Origin of the sequence: Pseudomonas sp. Irchel 3E20, assembly GCF_900187645.1 — a bacterium.
Classification (GTDB): domain Bacteria; phylum Pseudomonadota; class Gammaproteobacteria; order Pseudomonadales; family Pseudomonadaceae; genus Aquipseudomonas.
Map to the genome: position 1 here is coordinate 39,252 of NZ_FYEE01000011.1, position 18,134 is coordinate 57,385.

An 18,134-nucleotide genomic window follows, 5' to 3' on the forward strand; every position below is an offset into this window, starting at 1 on the left:
GGCATGCTGATTCCCGTGATTCTTTCCGGCGGCGCCGGAACCCGTTTGTGGCCGGTTTCCCGCGAGGGCCACCCCAAGCCGTTCATGGTGCTGCCCGACGGCCAGACCCTGCTGGGCAAAACCTACCGCCGCGCCGCCAAGCTGCTGACCGGCAGTGGCCATATCGTCACCGTGACCAACCGCGACTACTACTTCCAGAGCAAGGACCACTACCAAGCGGCCAAGCTGGAGCGCCATCGCGGCCACTTCCTGCTGGAACCGGCCGGGCGCAATACCGCGCCGGCCATCGCAGCGGCGGCGCTGGCGATCCAGGCGCTGCATGGCGACGACGCAATCATGGTGGTCATGCCCGCCGACCATTTGATCCAGAACGAGCACGCCTTCGCCCAAGCCGTGGAACACGCCACCCAATTGGCCCGGGCCGGGCACCTGGTGACCTTCGGCGTGGTGCCCACGGCCCCGGAAACCGGTTTTGGCTACATCCAGGCCGGCACCAGCCTGGACGCCCAGGGCGCCACGAAAGTGCAGCGTTTCGTAGAAAAACCCGACCTGGCCACCGCCCGCGATTACCTGGAAAGCGGCGACTTTTTGTGGAACTCCGGGATGTTCTGCTTCAGCGTCGCGACCCTGCTCGACGAACTGCACACCCACGCCCCCACGCTGCTGGAGCAGGGCCGCGTCTGCCTGGCAGCAAGCGCCCCGGTGGACGCGGGTGGCTGCCTGCAGCAAGAGTTATCCACAGACGAATTCGCCCAGATGCCGGACATTTCCATCGACTACGCCTTGATGGAGCTGTCGGACAAAGTCGCCGTGGTGCCCGCCGCATTCGACTGGAGCGATATCGGCTCCTGGAACGCGGTCAGCGCCCTGGTGCCGGCCGATGCACAGAACAACCGCAGCACCAGCGAGGCGCTGTTCATCGACAGCCATGGCAACTTCGTGCAAAGCGAAGGCCGGGTGGTGGCCGCGGTGGGTGTGGATAACTTGATCGTCGTCGATACGCCCGACGCCATACTCGTCGCCCACGCCGACCGCGCGCAGGATGTGCGCCGCGTGGCCAAGCAGCTCAAGGCGCAGAACCACGAAACCTATCGCCTGCACCGCACCGTTAGCCGCCCGTGGGGCAGCTACACCGTGCTGGAGGAAGGCCCGGGCTTCAAGATCAAGCGCATCGTGGTCAAGCCCGGCGCGTCGCTGTCCCTGCAAATGCACCATCACCGCAACGAACACTGGGTGGTGGTCAAGGGCACGGCCAAGGTCACCAACAACGGCGACGGCGCCCACCTGGTCAACAGCAACGAGTCCACCTTCATCGCCGCCGGCCACAAGCACCGCCTCGCCAACCCGGGGGTGATCGACCTGGTCATCATCGAGGTGCAAAGCGGTGAGTACCTGGGCGAAGACGACATTGTGCGTTTTGAAGATCAATACGGCAGGACGGACTGAATGCTGCTTAACCTTTACCGCTCGCTGTGGAGCTACCGCGATTTCATCCTCGGCAGCGTCAAGCGCGAGTTCCAGTCGCGCTATCGCAACTCGCTGTTCGGCGCGCTGTGGACGGTGCTCAACCCGCTGTCGATGATCGTCGTCTACACGGTGATCTTCTCTCAGGTCATGCGCGCGCGCCTGCCCGGCGTGGACGACACCATGGCCTACAGCATCTACCTGTGCGCGGGGTTGCTGACCTGGGGCCTGTTCGGCGAAATCACCCAGCGCAGCCAGAACATGTTCCTGGAAAACGCCAACCTGCTGAAGAAGATCAGCTTCCCGCGCATCTGCCTGCCGGTAATCGTGCTGTGCAACGCGGCGGTCAACTTCGCCATCATCCTGGGCCTGTTCCTGGGTTTCCTGCTGATAACCGGGCGCTGGCCCGGCCTGCCGTTGCTGGCGCTGATCCCGCTGCTGGCGCTGCAAGTGATGTTCGCCGCGGGGCTGGGGATGATCCTGGGGGTGCTGAACGTGTTCTTTCGCGATGTCGGGCAACTGTTCGGCATTTGCCTGCAATTCTGGTTCTGGTTCACCCCCATCGTGTACCCGCTGGCGATCCTGCCGGAGTCTATCCAGCGCCTGCTGGCCCTCAACCCCCTGACCGCGCTGATGAACAGCTACCAGAACCTGTTCGTCTACGGCCAGTGGCCGGTGTGGAATTCGCTGCTGCCGACCCTGGTGATCGGTGTGTTGTTCTGCGTGATAGGCATGCGCCTGTTCCGCCAACGGGTGGGCGAAATGGTGGATGAACTCTGATGGCAGACGTCGCGATTCGCGTAACCGGCCTGGGCAAGGCCTATAAGCAATACCCCAACCGCTGGAGCCGTTTGCTGGAGTGGATCGTGCCCTTCAGCGCCCAGCGTCATCGCCAGCACTGGATCATGCAGGGCGTCGATTTCGAGATCGCCCGGGGCCAAGCCGTGGGCATCGTCGGCGCCAACGGCGCCGGCAAAAGCACCCTGCTCAAGATGATTACCGGCACCACCCAACCCACCTGCGGCAAGATCGAGGTCAAGGGCCGGGTCGCGGCCCTGCTGGAGCTGGGCATGGGTTTCCACCCCGATTTCACCGGCCGGCAGAATGCCTTTATGGCGGGCCAGTTACTGGGCATGCAGGTCGAAGAAATCGAAACCCTGATGCCCGGCATCGAAAGCTTTGCCGAGATCGGCGAGGCCATCGACCAACCGGTGCGCACCTACTCCAGCGGCATGCAGATGCGCCTGGCCTTCAGCGTGGCCACGGCCCGGCGCCCGGACATCCTGATCGTCGACGAAGCCCTGTCGGTGGGCGATGCCTACTTCCAGCACAAGAGCTTCGAGCGCATCCGCCAGTACCGCCAGGCCGGCTCCACGCTGCTGATCGTGTCCCACGACCGTGCGGCGATCCAGTCGATCTGCGACAGCGCGATCCTGCTCAAGGACGGGCACATGGTGCTGCACAGCCACCCGTTGGAAGTGCTGGACTACTACCACGCCATGATGGCCGAGCGCGAAGGCCAGATCGTCAAGCAGGAAGCCCTGGACACCGGCGAGGTGCGCACCATCTCCGGCACCGGCGAAGCGGGCATCCTCAATGTGCGCCTGCTCAATGCGGATGGTCGCGCGGTGGAAGTCACCGAAGTCGGCCAGCCTGTGGTGCTGCAAGTGGAGGTCGAAGTACGCCAAGACATCGAGCGCATGGTCCTGGGCTTCATGATTAAGGACCGCCTCGGCCAGGCCATGTATGGCATCAACACCCATCGCCTCGACCAGCCGCTGACCGACCTGGCGGCGGGCGAAAAAATCACCTACCGCTTCGCCTTCGATATGCGCCTGGGCACCGGCAACTACTCCGTGAGCCTGAGCCTGTCGCGCCTGGACTCGCACCTGGACCGCAACTTCGAGTGGCGCGACTACGGCTTGGTGTTCCACGTTATCAACAACCGTCGCGAAGACTTCGTCGGCTGCTCCTGGCTCGATGCCCAGGCCAGCATCCAGCGAGGCGACGGCCAGCCCAACGCATCGATTACCTCGCAGGCCACGCCATGACGCGCCTGTTGATCGAATGTACCTACGTGTTCGAGCACCCCAAGGTCAACTCGGGCATCCAACGCGTGGTGCGCAACGTCATCCGGCAACTGCCGGCCAGCACCGACGCGGCGGAGTACATCCCCGTGGCGATGTTCAACGGCAAGTTGTACCGCGTGCTCAGCTTGACGCCACTCAACGCCCGCTACCTCGATGGCCTGACCGGGTTGGGCGTGCGCCTGGAGCATGGCGCGCAGCGCTTCCAGCAGCTGTATCGAGCCGCCGAGCGGCGCCTGGCCGGGCAATCGCGTTGGGTCAAGCGCGCCGCCTATGTGGCGTATCGGCTCAGCTCGATGGCCTGCTTCGGCGCGCCGCTGCGCCTGATCCGCAGGATCCACGCCCACGAACTGCCCAAGCGCTGCGTGCCCTTGCCGCACCGGCCGGGGGATCAACTGGTGTTGCTCGATTCCTCCTGGCACGCGGACTTCTTCCCCCTGGCCGAACAGCTCAAGCGCGACGGCGTGGGGATCGTCTCGGTGATCTACGACCTGATCCCCGTCACCCACCCGCAGTTCTACGACGCAGGGCTGGTGAACATGTTCAACCACTGGTTCGACTGGATCACCCGCACCGCCGACGGCTACATCGCCATCTCCAAAACCGTGCGTGACCAATTGCGCGCAGAACTGGCCACGCGCCTGGGCCCGGAACAGGCCGCGCAGCGTTGGTTCGACTACTTCCACCTAGGCTCTGAACTGGACCTCAGTGGCGACGGCAGCACCGTCGAGCCGCGCTTGCTGGCGCTGTTCACCGACCCGGCGCCGGTGTTCCTGATGGTCAGCACCATCGAGCCACGCAAAAACCACGATTACCTGCTCGACGCCTTCGACCGCGCCTGGGCCCAGGGCTCCAATGCACGCCTGTGCATCGCCGGGCGCGTCGGCTGGAAATGCGACGCGCTGCTGGAACGGGTGCGCCGTCACCCTCAACTCAACCGTCGTTTGTTCATGTTCAACGACCTCTCGGACACCAGCCTGGAACACGCCTACTCCCATGCCACGGCGCTGGTGTTCCCCTCCCACGTCGAAGGCTTCGGCCTGCCGTTGGTGGAAGCCATGCAACGCGGCCTACCGGCCATGGGCAGCGACATCCCGGTGTTCCGCGAGATTGGTGGCGATTTCATGGCCTATTTCGACCTCGCCCAACCGCAAAGCCTGGCCGACCTCGTCACGCAAATGGAAACCAGCGGCCAATTCCCCGCCCCCCGCGCCGTGGGCGACTGGCAGTGGCTGGGCTGGCGCGAGGCCAGTGCGCAGTTCGTCGAGCACATTCAGCGCAATCTGGAAAAGGCCCCGGCGCCGCCGCAGAGGCAACATGCAGATTGCCCTTAACGCCCGCATTCTTCAGGCCCCGCGCACGGGTATCGGCCACTACGTGGCCGAACTGACCAGCGCCCTGCGTGCCGACCCGCAGTTTTCGCTTTCGCTGTTCGATGGCTGGGGCTGGAGCCCAAACCTGCCTGCTGCTGCGCTGCCCGGTTACTCGCGCCTCAGCCCGCTGCTGCGTCGGTTGCCAGGGGCGTACCAGGCGCGGCGCTGGTTGGAGCAACAGCGCTTCGACCGCCAGCCGCAACCCATCGACCTCTACCATGAACCCAGCCTGTGGCCTTTTGAATTCAAGGGCCCGACCATCATCACCCTGCACGACCTGACCCACCTGCACTACCCCGCGACCCAACCGGCGGCGCGCCTGCGGGAAATCGAGCGGCGCCTGGGCCGGGGCGTGGAGCAAGCACGGCTGGTGCTCACTGACTCGCAGTTTGTCGCGCACGAAGCGCAACGCCACTTTGGCTTGCCCGCGCAGCGCTTCATCGTGGCGCCGCTGGGGGTGGCGGCGCGCTTTCACCCCCGCAGCGCTCAGGCGCTCGAACCGCTGCTGCAAGGCTTGGGCGTCGAGCCCGGTGGCTACTTTTTGTGCGTCGGCACCTTGGAGCCGCGCAAAAATCTGGTTCAGGCGCTGCGGGCCCACACCCTGTTGCCTGAAGCCCTGCGCCAGCGGTTTCCGTTGTTGATCGTCGGCATGGCCGGCTGGAAGAACCGCGACCTCACCCATGAGCTGCAAAAGGCCCTGGCCAGCGGCCATGTGCGCCTGATGGGCTACTTACCCGACGAACAGGTCGCGCACCTGGTGGCCGGCGCCCGCGCCCTGGTTTTCCCCTCGCTGTACGAGGGCTTCGGCCTGCCGGTGGTGGAAGCCATGGCCAGCGGCACACCGGTAATCCTGACCCGACGTTCGGCCATGCCGGAAGTCGCCGGCAACGCCGGCACCTATATCGAACCCGATGATGTGCAGAGCCTGCGCGATGCGCTGCGGCTCTTGATCGACGACTGCGCCTACTGGCAACACTGCCGGGAAGCGGGGTTGCAGCAGGCGAAGCTTTTTTCCTGGGAACGTTGTGCGCAGATCACCGCGCGCGCGTATCGCCAGGCTTTAGGAGGTTGAAATGCGCGTACTCCATTTTTTCAAAACCTATTTGCCCGACTCTGTGGGCGGCATCGAACAGGTCATTTATCAACTCTGTGAAAGCGGCGCACGCGAGGGTATTCAAGGCCAGGTGCTGACCTTGAGCACCGACCCGCACCCGGCGGTGATAAAGATCGGCCACCACGAAGTCCATCGCGCACGCCTGGATTGGCAACTGGCCTCTACCGGGTTCTCCACCAGCGTGTTCAAGCAGTTCCGCGAGATGGCTGCCGAAGCGGACGTGGTCAATTACCACTTCCCGTGGCCGTTCATGGACCTGGTGCATTTTGCCAGCGGCCTGAAGAAACCCACCGTGGTGACCTATCACTCAGACATCGTGCGCCAGCGTCATCTGCTGCGCCTGTATCGGCCACTGATGAACCGCTTCCTGGCCAGCGCCGACCGCATCGTCACCGCTTCGCCCAACTACCTGCACACCAGCGAGGTGCTGCAAAACTTCCGGGACAAAACCCGGGTCATTCCCTATGGCTTGGATAAGTCAGGTTATCCACAGCCCGAGCCCGAACGCCTGGCGCGGTGGCGGCAGTTGCTGGGGGAGCGGTTTTTCCTCTTTGTCGGAGTGATGCGTTACTACAAAGGCCTGCACATCCTGCTCGATGCCCTCAAGGACGTGGACTACCCGGTGGTGATCGTCGGCGCCGGGCCACTGGAAGCCGAGCTGCACGCCCAGGCCAAAACCCTGGGGTTGCGCAACCTGCACTTCCTCGGGCGGCTGGGGGATGAAGACAAAGTAGCGCTGCTGCAACTGAGCTACGCCATCGTGTTCCCTTCGCACCTGCGCTCCGAAGCCTTCGGCATTTCGTTGCTGGAAGGGGCGATGTACGGCAAGCCAATGATTTCCAGCGAAATCGGTACCGGCACCAGCTACATCAACATCGACGGCGAAACCGGCCTGGTGGTCCCGCCCAGTCATCCACAGGCCTTTCGCGAAGCGATGCGCACCCTGTGGACAAACCCGCAATTGGCCGCCGAAATGGGCCAACGCGCCGAAGCCCGCTATCGCCAGCTATTTACCGCTGACGACATGGGCCGCAAGTGGACGGCGTTATACGAAGAATTACTGGCAGAAAAGGCGTTGTCTTACGCCTGACGGCACCACAGGTCGGTGATCGGCGTTGCACCGCCACCGCCCTGTGGATAAGTCACTCCACAGTGACCGATTTCGCCAGGTTGCGCGGTTGGTCAACGTCTGTGCCCTTGAGCACCGCCACGTAGTACGAGAGCAATTGCAGCGGGATGGTGAACAGGATCGGCGACAGCACGTCGTGGATGTGCGGCATGTTCACCACATGGGTGCCTTCGCCGTTGCTCATGCCGGCGTGTTCATCGGCGAACACGATCAGTTGGCCGCCGCGGGCGCGTACTTCCTGCAAGTTGGACTTGAGCTTCTCCAGCAGCTCGTTGTTCGGCGCCACGGTAACCACCGGCATGTCGTTATCCACAAGGGCCAAGGGGCCGTGCTTGAGCTCACCGGCCGGGTAGGCTTCGGCGTGGATATAGGAGATTTCCTTGAGTTTGAGCGCCCCCTCCATGGCCACCGGGAATTGCGCGCCACGGCCCAGGAACAGGGTGTGATTCTTCTCGGCGAACAGCTCGGCAATTTTTTCCACGGTGGCGTCCATGGCCAGGGCTTCGCCTAGGCGTGCCGGTAAGCGACGCAATTCTTCCACCAATTCGGCTTCCACTCCCGCCGCCAAGGTACCGCGCACCTGGCCCAAGGACAGGGTCAGCAGCAACAGGCCCACCAGTTGAGTGGTGAAGGCTTTGGTCGAGGCCACGCCTATTTCGCGGCCGGCCTGAGTCAGCAGCGTCAGGTCGGATTCGCGCACCAATGAGCTGATGCCCACGTTGCAGATCGCCAGGCTGGCGAGAAAACCCAGCTCCTTGGCGTTACGCAGCGCCGCCAAGGTGTCGGCGGTTTCGCCCGACTGGGAAATGGTCACGAACAAGGTGTCGGGCTGCACCACCACTTTGCGGTAGCGGAACTCGCTGGCGACTTCGACTTGGCACGGGATACCCGCCAGTTCTTCGAGCCAATAACGGGCGACCATCCCCGCGTGATAGCTAGTGCCGCACGCGACGATCTGCACATTGCGGACCTTGGCGAACAACTCGGCCGCTTGCGGGCCAAAGGCCTGGACCAGCACCTGGTTCTGGCTCAGGCGACCTTCCAGGGTGCGCTGCACCACAGCCGGTTGCTCGTGGATTTCCTTGAGCATGAAGTGGCGGAACTCGCCCTTGTCGGCCGCTTCGGCACCGTCGCGGTACTGCACCGTCTCGCGCTCGACCGCTACACCGTTAACGTCCCAGATCTGCACGCTTTCGCGGCGAATGTCGGCGATGTCGCCCTCTTCCAGGTACATGAAGCGGTCAGTGACCTGGCGCAGGGCCAGTTGGTCGGAGGCGAGGAAGTTCTCGCCCATGCCCAGGCCAATCACCAGAGGGCTGCCGCTGCGGGCCGCCACGACGCGATCGGGTTGCTGTGCACTGATAACCGCCAGGCCATACGCGCCATGGAGTTCCTTGACCGTGGCTTTAAGTGCGACGGTCAGGTCGCCGAGGTCCTTGAGCTTGTGGTTGAGCAGGTGGGCGATGACTTCGGTGTCGGTGTCCGAAGTAAACACGTAGCCCTGGGCCTTGAGTTGCTCGCGCAGGGCTTCGTGGTTTTCGATGATGCCGTTGTGCACCACCGCCAGGTCGCCGGAAAAATGCGGGTGGGCATTGCGTTCGCACGGTGCGCCGTGGGTTGCCCAACGGGTGTGGGCGATGCCGAGGCGGCCAACCAACGGCGCTTCGGCCAGGGCTTGCTCCAGTTCGCTGACCTTGCCCGGGCGGCGGGCGCGTTCGAGGCTGCCGTCCTGGGTGATGACTGCCACGCCGGCGCTGTCATAGCCGCGGTATTCCAGGCGCTTGAGGCCTTCGACAAGAATGGCGGTGACGTTTCGTTCAGCGACCGCGCCGACAATTCCACACATGTTATTTCTCCTGGCTGGTAGCCGCGCAGATCACGTTGATGCCGCGGGCCTGAATCTGATCGCGAACCTGGGGGGCCAGGCGATCATCAGTAATAAGGGTATGGACGCTGCTCCAGGGCAGTTCCAGGTTAGGAATCTTGCGCCCGATCTTGTCGGACTCGACCATCACGATCACTTCCCGGGCCACCTCGGCCATTACCCGGCTAAGGCCGAGCAATTCATTGAAGGTGGTAGTGCCGCGCACCAGGTCGATGCCGTCGGCGCCGATGAACAACTGATCGAAGTCATAGGAGCGCAAAACCTGCTCCGCCACCTGGCCCTGGAACGACTCGGAATGAGGGTCCCAAGTACCGCCGGTCATCAACAGCACGGGCTCGTGCTCGAGCTCGCTCAAGGCATTGGCCACATGCAGGGAGTTGGTCATCACCACCAGGCCAGGTTGCTGGCCCAGCTCGGGGATCATGGCCGCCGTGGTGCTGCCGCTGTCGATGATGATCCGCGCATGCTCGCGGATCCGCGTCACGGCGGCCCGGGCGATGGCTTGCTTGATCGGAGAAACGGGTTGGGCCAGGTCACTGACCAGTTCCGAAGGCAGGGTGATGGCACCGCCATAGCGGCGCAGCAACAGACCATTGCTCTCAAGGGCGGCGAGATCCTTACGGATCGTCACTTCGGACGTTTCGAAACGCTTGGCTAATTCGTCCACACTGACTTCGCCTTGCTCATTGAGCAAGGCGAGGATGTTGTGACGACGCTGGGGTGTATTTCGTTTCGACATGGCGCTGATATGTTTCGTTTCGAAAGATAACGAAGGCAATCAAAACCTATCGAGTCGGAATCGTCAAGCGGGCGATGGAAGTTTTCTGAGGGGCGGAAACTAACGTAGGAGCAGCTCCTCTGCTCCCACATTAGTGGTATTGCGTACTAGGGCTGTGGATAACTCAGTCTTTCTTGATCTTGACCGGGCGTTTCCAGCCATCGATATTGCGCTGGCGGGAACGGGCAACCGCCAGTTGAGACTTATCCACATTCTGGTTGATGGTGGAACCGGCCGCCGTGCTGGCGCCATCGCCGAGGGTGACGGGTGCTACCAACGAGTTGTTGGAACCGATGAAGACGTCTTCACCGATAACGGTTTTCCACTTGTTTACGCCGTCGTAGTTGCAAGTGATGGTGCCTGCGCCGACGTTGGTACGCGCGCCGATCTGGGCGTCGCCCAGGTAGGTCAGGTGACCGGCCTTGGCGCCCTCGCCCAAATAGGCATTCTTCAACTCGACAAAGTTACCCACATGGGCCCGCGCTTCGAGCACGGTGCCGGGGCGCAAACGGGCGAACGGGCCGGCGTCGCTACCCTCGCCCATCACCGCACCATCAAGGTGGCTGTTGGCCTTGATGACGACACCTTTGCGCAGGGTGCTGTCTTTGATAACGCAGTTAGGGCCGATGACCACGTCATCTTCGATCACCACACGGCCTTCGAGGATGACGTTGATATCAATCAGCACATCGCGCCCGACACTTACCTCGCCGCGCACATCAAAGCGAGCCGGGTCGCGCAGGGTTACGCCTTGTGCCATCAGGCGAAGGGCTTGGCGCAATTGATAGTGGCGCTCAAGCTCTGCCAATTGCTTGCGATCATTGGCGCCTTGGACTTCCATCGCGTCGTGGGGTTGTTCGGTGGCCACCTGCAAGCCGTCGTTGACCGCCATTTCGATCACGTCGGTAAGGTAGTACTCGCCCTGGACGTTGTTGTTCGACAAGCGGCTCATCCAGTCGCTCAGGTGAGCGGCTGGCACAGCGAGAATACCGGTGTTTCCCTCGGTAATAGCACGCTGGGCCTGCGTGGCATCTTTGTGCTCGACAATCGCGGTGACCTTGCCCTCGCCGTCACGCACGATGCGCCCGTAACCGGTAGGGTCGCTCAACTCGACGGTCAGCAGGCCGATTTGCCCCGGTACGACGTGTTTTAGCAGGCGTTGCAAGGTCTCGGCCTCGATCAACGGAACGTCGCCATAGAGGATCAGCACGGTGTCGGAGGTGATGAACGGCACAGCCTGGGCAGTCGCGTGGCCGGTGCCCAATTGTTTGTCCTGGAGAACGAAATTCAGGTCATCGGCAGCCAAACGCTCGCGAACCTGCTCGGCGCCGTGGCCGATCACCACATGAATGCGCTGTGGATCGAGTTGCCGTGCGCTGTGGATAACATGCCCCAGCATGGAGTTTCCCGCGATCGGGTGCAGCACCTTGGGCAATGCCGAACGCATGCGTGTGCCCTGGCCGGCGGCGAGAATAACGATTTCAAGAGACATGACTGGCTACCAATCCTGGGTGGTCAGCGGCTGCGACCAAATAGTGAAAGTCAGAAAAGAAAAAAGGGTAGCCGAGGCTACCCTTTTTAATCAATCACACAACAAGCCTGACGATTTAGCCGCCGAACTTCTTGCGGATCTGCTGGACGGTACGCAGCTGAGCTGCGGCCTCGGCCAGACGTGCAGCAGCAGAACCGTAGTCGAAATCTGCGCCTTTTTCGTTCAGGGCCTTCTCGGCAGCCTTGACGGCTTCCTGAGCGGAGGCTTCATCCAGGTCGGCAGCACGTTGCACGGTGTCGGCAAGAACCTTGACCATGTTCGGCTGAACCTCGAGGTAACCGCCGGAGATGTAAAACACCTCGGCTTCCCCACCCTGTTTAATCAGGCGGATCGGACCTGGTTTGAGTTCAGTGATTAGCGGAGCGTGGCCCAGGGCGATACCAAGATCACCCAGGCTGCCGTGCGCAATCACCATCTCGACCAGACCGGAAAAGATTTCTCCTTCCGCGCTGACGATATCGCAATGGACTGTCATAGCCATCTGCTTGCCTCAACCTGATTAGCGCCCGTTGCCGGGCGCCGGGATTACAGTTTCTTGGCTTTCTCGATCGCTTCTTCGATGCCGCCGACCATGTAGAACGCTTGTTCTGGCAGGTGGTCGTAGTCACCGTTGAGGATGCCTTTGAAGCCAGCAATGGTGTCCTTCAGGGAAACATATTTACCCGAAGCACCGGTGAAGACTTCAGCCACGAAGAACGGCTGCGACAAGAAGCGCTGGATCTTACGAGCGCGGGATACCAACTGCTTGTCGGTTTCCGACAGTTCGTCCATACCCAGGATCGCAATGATGTCCTTCAGTTCTTTGTAGCGCTGCAGAACGTACTGGACGCCGCGAGCGGTGTCGTAGTGGTCCTGGCCGATCACGTTCGGGTCCAACTGGCGCGAAGTCGAGTCCAGTGGATCGACCGCTGGGTAGATACCCAGGGAAGCGATGTCACGGGACAGTACGACGGTGGCGTCCAAGTGGGCGAAGGTGGTCGCAGGCGACGGGTCGGTCAAGTCATCCGCAGGTACGTATACCGCTTGGATCGAAGTGATCGAGCCTTCCTTGGTCGAAGTGATACGTTCTTGCAGAACGCCCATCTCTTCAGCCAGGGTCGGCTGGTAGCCTACTGCCGAAGGCATACGGCCCAGCAGTGCGGATACTTCAGTACCGGCCAGGGTGTAACGGTAGATGTTGTCGACGAACAGCAGAACGTCGTTACCTTCGTCACGGAACTTCTCGGCCATGGTCAGGCCGGTCAGTGCTACGCGCAGACGGTTACCCGGCGGCTCGTTCATCTGACCGTAAACCAGTGCCACTTTGTCCAGTACGTTGGAGTCCTTCATCTCGTGGTAGAAGTCGTTACCCTCACGAGTACGCTCACCCACACCGGCGAACACGGAATAACCGCTGTGCTCGATGGCGATGTTACGGATCAGTTCCATCATGTTCACGGTCTTGCCTACACCGGCACCACCGAACAGACCGACTTTACCGCCCTTGGCGAACGGGCAAACCAGGTCGATAACCTTGATGCCGGTTTCCAGCAGGTCGTTGCCGCCCGCTTGTTCAGCGAAGGATGGCGCAGGACGGTGAATGCCCCAGCGCTCTTCGGTGGCAATCGGACCGGCTTCGTCGATCGGGTTGCCCAGAACGTCCATGATCCGGCCCAGGGTCGCTTTACCGACCGGTACGGAGATGGCAGCGCCAGTGTCGACAACGTCCAGACCGCGCTTCAAGCCTTCGGTGGAACCCATCGCAATGGTACGAACCACGCCGTCGCCCAGCTGCTGCTGAACTTCCAGAGTGGTTTCCGCGCCTTGAACTTTCAGCGCGTTGTAGATGCTCGGTACGCTGTCGCGTGGAAATTCCACGTCGATAACGGCGCCGATGATTTGAACGATACGTCCGCTACTCATAGCTGGATCCTCTGAATATTTGAACCGTTAAACCGCGGCAGCGCCGCCGACGATTTCCGAGATCTCTTGGGTGATCGCAGCCTGACGCGCCTTGTTGTAGATCAGCTGCAAATCGCTGATCAAATCACCGGCGTTGTCGGTAGCGTTCTTCATTGCGATCATCCGCGCCGCTTGTTCAGCTGCGTTGTTCTCGACCACCGCCTGGTACACCTGCGACTCCACGTAACGCACCATCAAGCCGTCAAGCAGCTCTTTGGCGTCTGGTTCGTAGAGGTAGTCCCAGTGGTGCTTGAGTTCTTTTTCCGGGGTCGCCACCAATGGAATCAACTGCTCCACGGTAGGCTGTTGCGTCATGGTGTTGATGAACTTGTTGGATACCACGGACAGGCGGTCAATCCGGCCTTCCAGGTATGCATCCAGCATCACCTTGACGCTACCGATCAAGTCATTGATCGACGGTTCTTCACCCAGATGGCTGATAGCTGCTACGACGTTACCGCCGAAGTTACGGAAAAAGGCCGCACCCTTGCTACCGACCACGCACAGATCGATCTCGACGCCGTTTTCGCGGTTTACCGCCATGTCCTTGACCAGGGCCTTGAACAGGTTGGTATTCAGACCACCACACAAACCACGGTCACTGCTCACGACGACATAACCGACACGCTTAACTTCGCGATCAATCATGAACGGGTGGCGATATTCCGGGTTGGCGTTGGCCAGATGCCCAATTACCTGGCGGATACGCTCCGCATAAGGACGGCTAGCAGCCATGCGCATTTGTGCCTTGCGCATTTTGCTGACCGCCACTTTTTCCATGGCGCTGGTAATTTTTTGCGTGCTTTTGATGCTCGCAATCTTACTGCGAATCTCTTTTGCGCCTGCCATGTAACACCTATCAGGTTAGCAAGCGGGAGCCTTGCGGCTCCCGCTGCGGCTTACCAGGTTTGGGTGGCCTTGAACTTCTCGATACCAGCCTTGAGGCCAGCGTCGATTTCGTCATTGAAGTCACCCTTCACGTTGATCTTGGCCATCAAATCGGCGTGATCGCGGTTGAAGTAAGCAATCAGCGCTTGTTCAAAGCTGCCGACCTTGGTGATTTCGACGTCAGTCAGGAACCCACGCTCAGCGGCATACAGCGACAGCGACATGTCGGCAATCGACATTGGCGCATATTGCTTCTGCTTCATCAGCTCGGTAACGCGCTGACCATGCTCAAGTTGCTTACGGGTCGCTTCGTCCAGGTCAGAAGCGAACTGGGCGAATGCCGCCAGTTCACGGTACTGAGCCAGAGCGGTACGGATACCACCGGACAGCTTCTTGATGATCTTGGTCTGAGCGGCACCACCCACACGGGATACCGAAACACCGGCGTTCACAGCCGGACGGATGCCGGAGTTGAACATGGCCGATTCCAGGAAGATCTGACCGTCGGTGATGGAAATCACGTTGGTCGGAACGAACGCGGAAACGTCGCCAGCCTGGGTTTCGATGATCGGCAGTGCGGTCAGGGAACCGGTTTTGCCGGTCACTGCGCCGTTGGTGAACTTCTCTACGTACTCTTCCGAAACGCGGGATGCGCGCTCCAGCAGGCGGGAGTGGAGATAGAACACGTCGCCTGGGTAAGCTTCACGGCCTGGTGGACGGCGCAGCAGCAGGGAAATCTGGCGATAAGCCACTGCTTGCTTGGACAGATCGTCATAAACGATCAGCGCGTCTTCACCGCGGTCGCGGAAGAATTCACCCATGGTGCAACCGGAGTACGGTGCCAGGAATTGCAGTGCAGGAGATTCCGAAGCACTGGCAGCCACGATAATCGTGTTGGCCAGGGCGCCGTTTTCTTCCAGCTTGCGCACCACGTTGGCGATGGTCGATTGTTTCTGACCAATGGCAACGTAGACGCAGAAGATACCGCTGTTCTTCTGGTTGATGATCGCGTCGATCGCCAGAGCGGTTTTACCGATCTGACGGTCACCGATAATCAGCTCACGCTGACCACGGCCGACTGGGATCATGGCATCGACAGCCTTGTAGCCAGTCTGTACAGGCTGGTCTACCGACTTACGCCAGATCACGCCTGGAGCAACTTTCTCGACCGCGTCGGTCTCGGTGTTGTTCAGCGGACCTTTGCCGTCAACTGGGTTACCCAGTGCGTCGACTACGCGACCCAGCAGTTCCTTACCCACCGGAACTTCGAGGATGCGGCCGGTGCACTTGGCGCTCATGCCTTCAGCCAGACTGGTGTATGCGCCCAATACAACGGCACCTACGGAGTCTTGCTCCAGGTTGAGGGCCATACCGTAGACGCCGCCCGGAAACTCGATCATCTCGCCGTACATTACGTCGGCCAGACCGTGAATCCGCACGATGCCGTCAGATACGCTGACGACAGTGCCTTCGTTACGGGCTTGGGAGGTCACATCGAGTTTGTCGATGCGGCCCTTGATGATTTCACTTATTTCGGAAGGATTGAGTTGCTGCATTGCTCTGCTGCCCCTTCAAACTCAAGATTTCAATGCTTCGGCAAGTTTCGCGATTTTGCCGCGAATCGAGCCATCGATAACCAGGTCGCCGGCGCGGATCACGACACCACCAATCAAGGCAGCGTCCTCCGCAACTTGCAGGCGCACTTCCCGGTCGAGTCGTGCACTGAGAACCTTGGCGAGTTTGTCTTGCTGTTCTTGGCTCAATGCAAAAGCACTGGTCACTTCAACGTCTACCGACTTCTCACGCTCGGCCTTGTACAGGTCGAACAGAGCGGCAATCTCCGGCAAAAGCGGGAGACGGTCGTTTTCGGCAACGACGTGGATGAAGTTCTGCACTTTTACATCAAACTTGTCGCCGCACACGTCAATGAACGTGGCGGCCTTATCTGCGCTCGTCAGTCGCGGGGCCTTGAGCACGCGCCGCATCGTGTCGTCTTGCGACACTGCTGCAGCCAGGCCGAGCATGGCTGACCAAGAGGCCAGCTGCTGGTGGGCCTGGGCGTGCTCGAAGGCTGCCTTAGCGTAAGGTCGGGCCAACGTGGTCAATTCTGCCATGATCGCCCTCGCTTAAATTTCAGCAGCCAGTTTATTAACCAGCTCCGCGTGCGCGTTTTGATCGATTGTGGCACCCAGGATCTTCTCTGCGCCGTTGACTGCCAGGCTACCCAATTGGGCGCGCAGGGCGTCTTTGACACCGTTCAGTTCCTGTTCGATCTCGGCCTGAGCCTGTGCCTTCACACGTTCAGCTTCGACGCGAGCCTGATCTCGGGCTTCGTCGACGATCTGAGTACCGCGTTTCTTGGCTTGCTCAATGATTTCAGCTGCCTGAGCTTTCGCTTCGCGCAGTTGCTGACCCGCTTTATCTTGGGCCAACTCCAGGTCACGAGCTGCTCGGCTGGCAGCGTCCAGTCCATCCGCGATCTTCTTCTGACGTTCGTGCAAAGCCGCAATGACCGGAGGCCAAACGAACTTCATGCAAAAAAGTACAAAGATTAAGAACGCAACGGACTGGCCAATCAGGGTTGCATTAATGTTCACGCCAACACCTCGCTCGTTCGTTGCACATCACTCTAATCAACTCGAAGATTCGAGTGATTAGCCAGCGAGTTGACCAACGAAGGGGTTCGCGAAGGTGAAGAACAGAGCGATACCAACACCGATCATGGTCACGGCGTCGAGCAAGCCAGCCACGATGAACATTTTAACTTGCAGCATTGGAACCATTTCTGGCTGACGCGCTGCGCCTTCCAGGAACTTGCCGCCCAACAGGCCGAAACCAATTGCGGTACCCAGTGCGCCCAGGCCGATCAACAGTGCAACAGCGATAGCGGTTAGACCAACTACAGTTTCCATCTTTCCTCCCGACTTTTACGTCGTATGGTTTAGGTTTTTTAGATTAAAGCGGTAAAACAAATCGTTTCATCGAGCCCGTGACGGGCCCCCTCCCGTTTGACCGGGAGGGACATCAGACTAGCCTAGGCTGGCCTTAATGGTTCTCTTCGTGCGCCATCGACAGGTAGACGATGGTCAGCATCATGAAGATAAACGCCTGCAGGGTGATAATCAGGATGTGGAACACTGCCCACGCCCACTGCAGAACTACACCCAGGCCGCTAAGCCAGAGCAGACCGCTGCCGAACATCACAGCAATCAGAATGAAGACCAACTCGCCGGCGTACATGTTGCCGAACAGACGCAGTGCCAGGGAGATCGGCTTGGCGATCAGGGTGACGAATTCCAGCAGGAAGTTCACCGGGATCAGCAGGGCTTGAACGAAGACGTTCTTGCTGCCGAAGGGGTGCAGGGTCAGTTCGCCGATGAAGCCGCCGATGCCCTTTACCTTGATGCTGTAGAAAATAATCAGCGCGAACACCGACAGAGCCATGCCCAGGGTAGCGTTCGGGTCAGTGGTCGATACGGCGCGGAATGGAATGTGCGGATCACCGGAGATCCACATAGCCACCTGAGGAATCCAATCTACCGGGATCAGGTCAACGGCGTTCATCAGGAACACCCAGACGAAGATGGTCAGTGCCAATGGTGCAATCACCGGGCTACGGCCATGGAAGCTGTCTTTCACGCTGCCATCGACGAATTCGACCAATACTTCAACGAAGTTCTGCAAAGCACCAGGTTGACCGGAAGTCGCTTTCTTTGCCGCCATGCGGAAAAGAAGAACGAAGACCAGGCCCAATGCGACCGACCAGCCGAGGGTATCGACATGGAAAGCCCAGAAGCCCATTTCCTTGGCTTCTGCTGCGGTGTGAGCAAAGCCCCAGCCGCCATTGGGTAGCTGCCCGAAGGTCAGGTTCTGCAAGTGGTGCTGGATATAGCCCGAAGCGGTTGTCTCTGCCATGGTTGCCT

Annotated in this window: 17 protein-coding genes; 6 read left to right on the forward strand and 11 right to left on the reverse strand. The window is 60.5% G+C overall.

From position 1 onward, the window contains the following. Nucleotides 1-3 precede the first annotated feature (3 nt). Genes CKW13_RS18730 through CKW13_RS18755 form a run of 6 tightly spaced genes read left to right on the forward strand, consistent with a single transcriptional unit; the run spans nucleotide 4 to nucleotide 7,128 of the window. The gene (locus CKW13_RS18730) at nucleotides 4-1,446 is read left to right on the forward strand and encodes a mannose-1-phosphate guanylyltransferase/mannose-6-phosphate isomerase (protein WP_095110130.1); all 1,443 of its coding nucleotides are present in this window, start codon (nucleotides 4-6) and stop codon (nucleotides 1,444-1,446) included. Continuing rightward, the gene (locus tag CKW13_RS18735) at nucleotides 1,447-2,244 is read left to right on the forward strand and encodes an ABC transporter permease (RefSeq protein ID WP_095110131.1); all 798 of its coding nucleotides are present in this window, start codon (nucleotides 1,447-1,449) and stop codon (nucleotides 2,242-2,244) included. Next, nucleotides 2,244-3,515, forward strand: coding sequence for an ABC transporter ATP-binding protein (locus CKW13_RS18740; RefSeq protein WP_095110133.1), 1,272 nt, complete (start codon nucleotides 2,244-2,246; stop codon nucleotides 3,513-3,515). Before CKW13_RS18735 ends, CKW13_RS18740 begins: the two co-directional genes overlap by 1 nt. Continuing rightward, nucleotides 3,512-4,885 (forward strand): glycosyltransferase family 1 protein, encoded by a 1,374-nt coding sequence (locus tag CKW13_RS18745; RefSeq protein WP_095110135.1) that lies wholly within the window; start codon nucleotides 3,512-3,514, stop codon nucleotides 4,883-4,885. Before CKW13_RS18740 ends, CKW13_RS18745 begins: the two co-directional genes overlap by 4 nt. Next, on the forward strand, nucleotides 4,869-5,996 hold the full coding sequence (locus CKW13_RS18750) for a glycosyltransferase family 1 protein (protein ID WP_095110137.1): 1,128 nt from the start codon (nucleotides 4,869-4,871) through the stop codon (nucleotides 5,994-5,996). Before CKW13_RS18745 ends, CKW13_RS18750 begins: the two co-directional genes overlap by 17 nt. Nucleotide 5,997: 1 nt before the next feature. Next, a complete protein-coding gene (locus CKW13_RS18755) occupies nucleotides 5,998-7,128 on the forward strand; it encodes a glycosyltransferase family 4 protein (RefSeq protein WP_095110138.1) in 1,131 nt (376 codons plus the stop codon). A gap of 52 nt (nucleotides 7,129-7,180) precedes the next feature. Here the strand turns inward: CKW13_RS18755 and glmS are convergent, their stop codons facing one another. The 11 genes from glmS to atpB all read right to left on the reverse strand — a co-directional run bounded on the left by glmS (nucleotide 7,181) and on the right by atpB (nucleotide 18,126). Next, a complete protein-coding gene (gene glmS / locus CKW13_RS18760) occupies nucleotides 7,181-9,013 on the reverse strand; it encodes a glutamine--fructose-6-phosphate transaminase (isomerizing) (protein ID WP_095110140.1) in 1,833 nt (610 codons plus the stop codon). A 1-nt stretch (nucleotide 9,014) separates the two neighbouring features. Continuing rightward, nucleotides 9,015-9,791 carry a DeoR/GlpR family DNA-binding transcription regulator gene (locus tag CKW13_RS18765; RefSeq protein WP_095110142.1) on the reverse strand — a complete coding sequence of 259 codons (777 nt, stop codon included), beginning with the start codon at nucleotides 9,789-9,791 and terminating at the stop codon, nucleotides 9,015-9,017. 163 nt (nucleotides 9,792-9,954) lie between these two features. Beyond that, on the reverse strand, nucleotides 9,955-11,322 hold the full coding sequence (glmU, locus tag CKW13_RS18770) for a bifunctional UDP-N-acetylglucosamine diphosphorylase/glucosamine-1-phosphate N-acetyltransferase GlmU (RefSeq protein ID WP_095110145.1): 1,368 nt from the start codon (nucleotides 11,320-11,322) through the stop codon (nucleotides 9,955-9,957). Between the two features lie 115 nt (nucleotides 11,323-11,437). Continuing rightward, on the reverse strand, nucleotides 11,438-11,863 hold the full coding sequence (locus CKW13_RS18775; RefSeq protein ID WP_048381559.1) for a F0F1 ATP synthase subunit epsilon: 426 nt from the start codon (nucleotides 11,861-11,863) through the stop codon (nucleotides 11,438-11,440). 44 nt (nucleotides 11,864-11,907) lie between these two features. Beyond that, nucleotides 11,908-13,284, reverse strand: a complete 1,377-nt coding sequence (atpD, locus tag CKW13_RS18780) for a F0F1 ATP synthase subunit beta (RefSeq protein ID WP_095110147.1) — start codon at nucleotides 13,282-13,284, stop codon at nucleotides 11,908-11,910. 27 nt (nucleotides 13,285-13,311) lie between these two features. Next, nucleotides 13,312-14,172, reverse strand: a complete 861-nt coding sequence (atpG, locus tag CKW13_RS18785; RefSeq protein ID WP_095110149.1) for a F0F1 ATP synthase subunit gamma — start codon at nucleotides 14,170-14,172, stop codon at nucleotides 13,312-13,314. A 50-nt stretch (nucleotides 14,173-14,222) separates the two neighbouring features. Next, nucleotides 14,223-15,767 (reverse strand): F0F1 ATP synthase subunit alpha, encoded by a 1,545-nt coding sequence (gene atpA, locus CKW13_RS18790; protein WP_095110151.1) that lies wholly within the window; start codon nucleotides 15,765-15,767, stop codon nucleotides 14,223-14,225. A 21-nt stretch (nucleotides 15,768-15,788) separates the two neighbouring features. Then, a complete protein-coding gene (locus tag CKW13_RS18795; protein WP_095110152.1) occupies nucleotides 15,789-16,325 on the reverse strand; it encodes a F0F1 ATP synthase subunit delta in 537 nt (178 codons plus the stop codon). Nucleotides 16,326-16,337: 12 nt separating this feature from the next. Continuing rightward, on the reverse strand, nucleotides 16,338-16,808 hold the full coding sequence (locus CKW13_RS18800; protein WP_095110154.1) for a F0F1 ATP synthase subunit B: 471 nt from the start codon (nucleotides 16,806-16,808) through the stop codon (nucleotides 16,338-16,340). Nucleotides 16,809-16,865: 57 nt separating this feature from the next. Continuing rightward, on the reverse strand, nucleotides 16,866-17,123 hold the full coding sequence (atpE, locus tag CKW13_RS18805; RefSeq protein ID WP_002555987.1) for a F0F1 ATP synthase subunit C: 258 nt from the start codon (nucleotides 17,121-17,123) through the stop codon (nucleotides 16,866-16,868). 133 nt (nucleotides 17,124-17,256) lie between these two features. Beyond that, nucleotides 17,257-18,126, reverse strand: a complete 870-nt coding sequence (gene atpB / locus CKW13_RS18810; protein ID WP_095110156.1) for a F0F1 ATP synthase subunit A — start codon at nucleotides 18,124-18,126, stop codon at nucleotides 17,257-17,259. Nucleotides 18,127-18,134 lie beyond the last annotated feature (8 nt).

Bases quoted from the DNA above. Each gene is read 5' to 3' on its own strand.
- CKW13_RS18755 (WP_095110138.1), top strand. From the start codon at position 5,998: ATGCGCGTACTCCATTTTTTCAAAACCTATTTGCCCGACTCTGTGGGC.
- CKW13_RS18750 (WP_095110137.1), top strand. From the start codon at position 4,869: ATGCAGATTGCCCTTAACGCCCGCATTCTTCAGGCCCCGCGCACGGGT.
- atpE (WP_002555987.1), bottom strand. From the start codon at position 17,123: ATGGAAACTGTAGTTGGTCTAACCGCTATCGCTGTTGCACTGTTGATC.
- CKW13_RS18775 (WP_048381559.1), bottom strand. From the start codon at position 11,863: ATGGCTATGACAGTCCATTGCGATATCGTCAGCGCGGAAGGAGAAATC.
- CKW13_RS18740 (WP_095110133.1), top strand. From the start codon at position 2,244: ATGGCAGACGTCGCGATTCGCGTAACCGGCCTGGGCAAGGCCTATAAG.
- atpB (WP_095110156.1), bottom strand. From the start codon at position 18,126: ATGGCAGAGACAACCGCTTCGGGCTATATCCAGCACCACTTGCAGAAC.
- glmS (WP_095110140.1), bottom strand. From the start codon at position 9,013: ATGTGTGGAATTGTCGGCGCGGTCGCTGAACGAAACGTCACCGCCATT.
- CKW13_RS18765 (WP_095110142.1), bottom strand. From the start codon at position 9,791: ATGTCGAAACGAAATACACCCCAGCGTCGTCACAACATCCTCGCCTTG.
- atpD (WP_095110147.1), bottom strand. From the start codon at position 13,284: ATGAGTAGCGGACGTATCGTTCAAATCATCGGCGCCGTTATCGACGTG.
- atpG (WP_095110149.1), bottom strand. From the start codon at position 14,172: ATGGCAGGCGCAAAAGAGATTCGCAGTAAGATTGCGAGCATCAAAAGC.
- CKW13_RS18730 (WP_095110130.1), top strand. From the start codon at position 4: ATGCTGATTCCCGTGATTCTTTCCGGCGGCGCCGGAACCCGTTTGTGG.
- glmU (WP_095110145.1), bottom strand. From the start codon at position 11,322: ATGTCTCTTGAAATCGTTATTCTCGCCGCCGGCCAGGGCACACGCATG.
- atpA (WP_095110151.1), bottom strand. From the start codon at position 15,767: ATGCAGCAACTCAATCCTTCCGAAATAAGTGAAATCATCAAGGGCCGC.
- CKW13_RS18745 (WP_095110135.1), top strand. From the start codon at position 3,512: ATGACGCGCCTGTTGATCGAATGTACCTACGTGTTCGAGCACCCCAAG.
- CKW13_RS18795 (WP_095110152.1), bottom strand. From the start codon at position 16,325: ATGGCAGAATTGACCACGTTGGCCCGACCTTACGCTAAGGCAGCCTTC.
- CKW13_RS18735 (WP_095110131.1), top strand. From the start codon at position 1,447: ATGCTGCTTAACCTTTACCGCTCGCTGTGGAGCTACCGCGATTTCATC.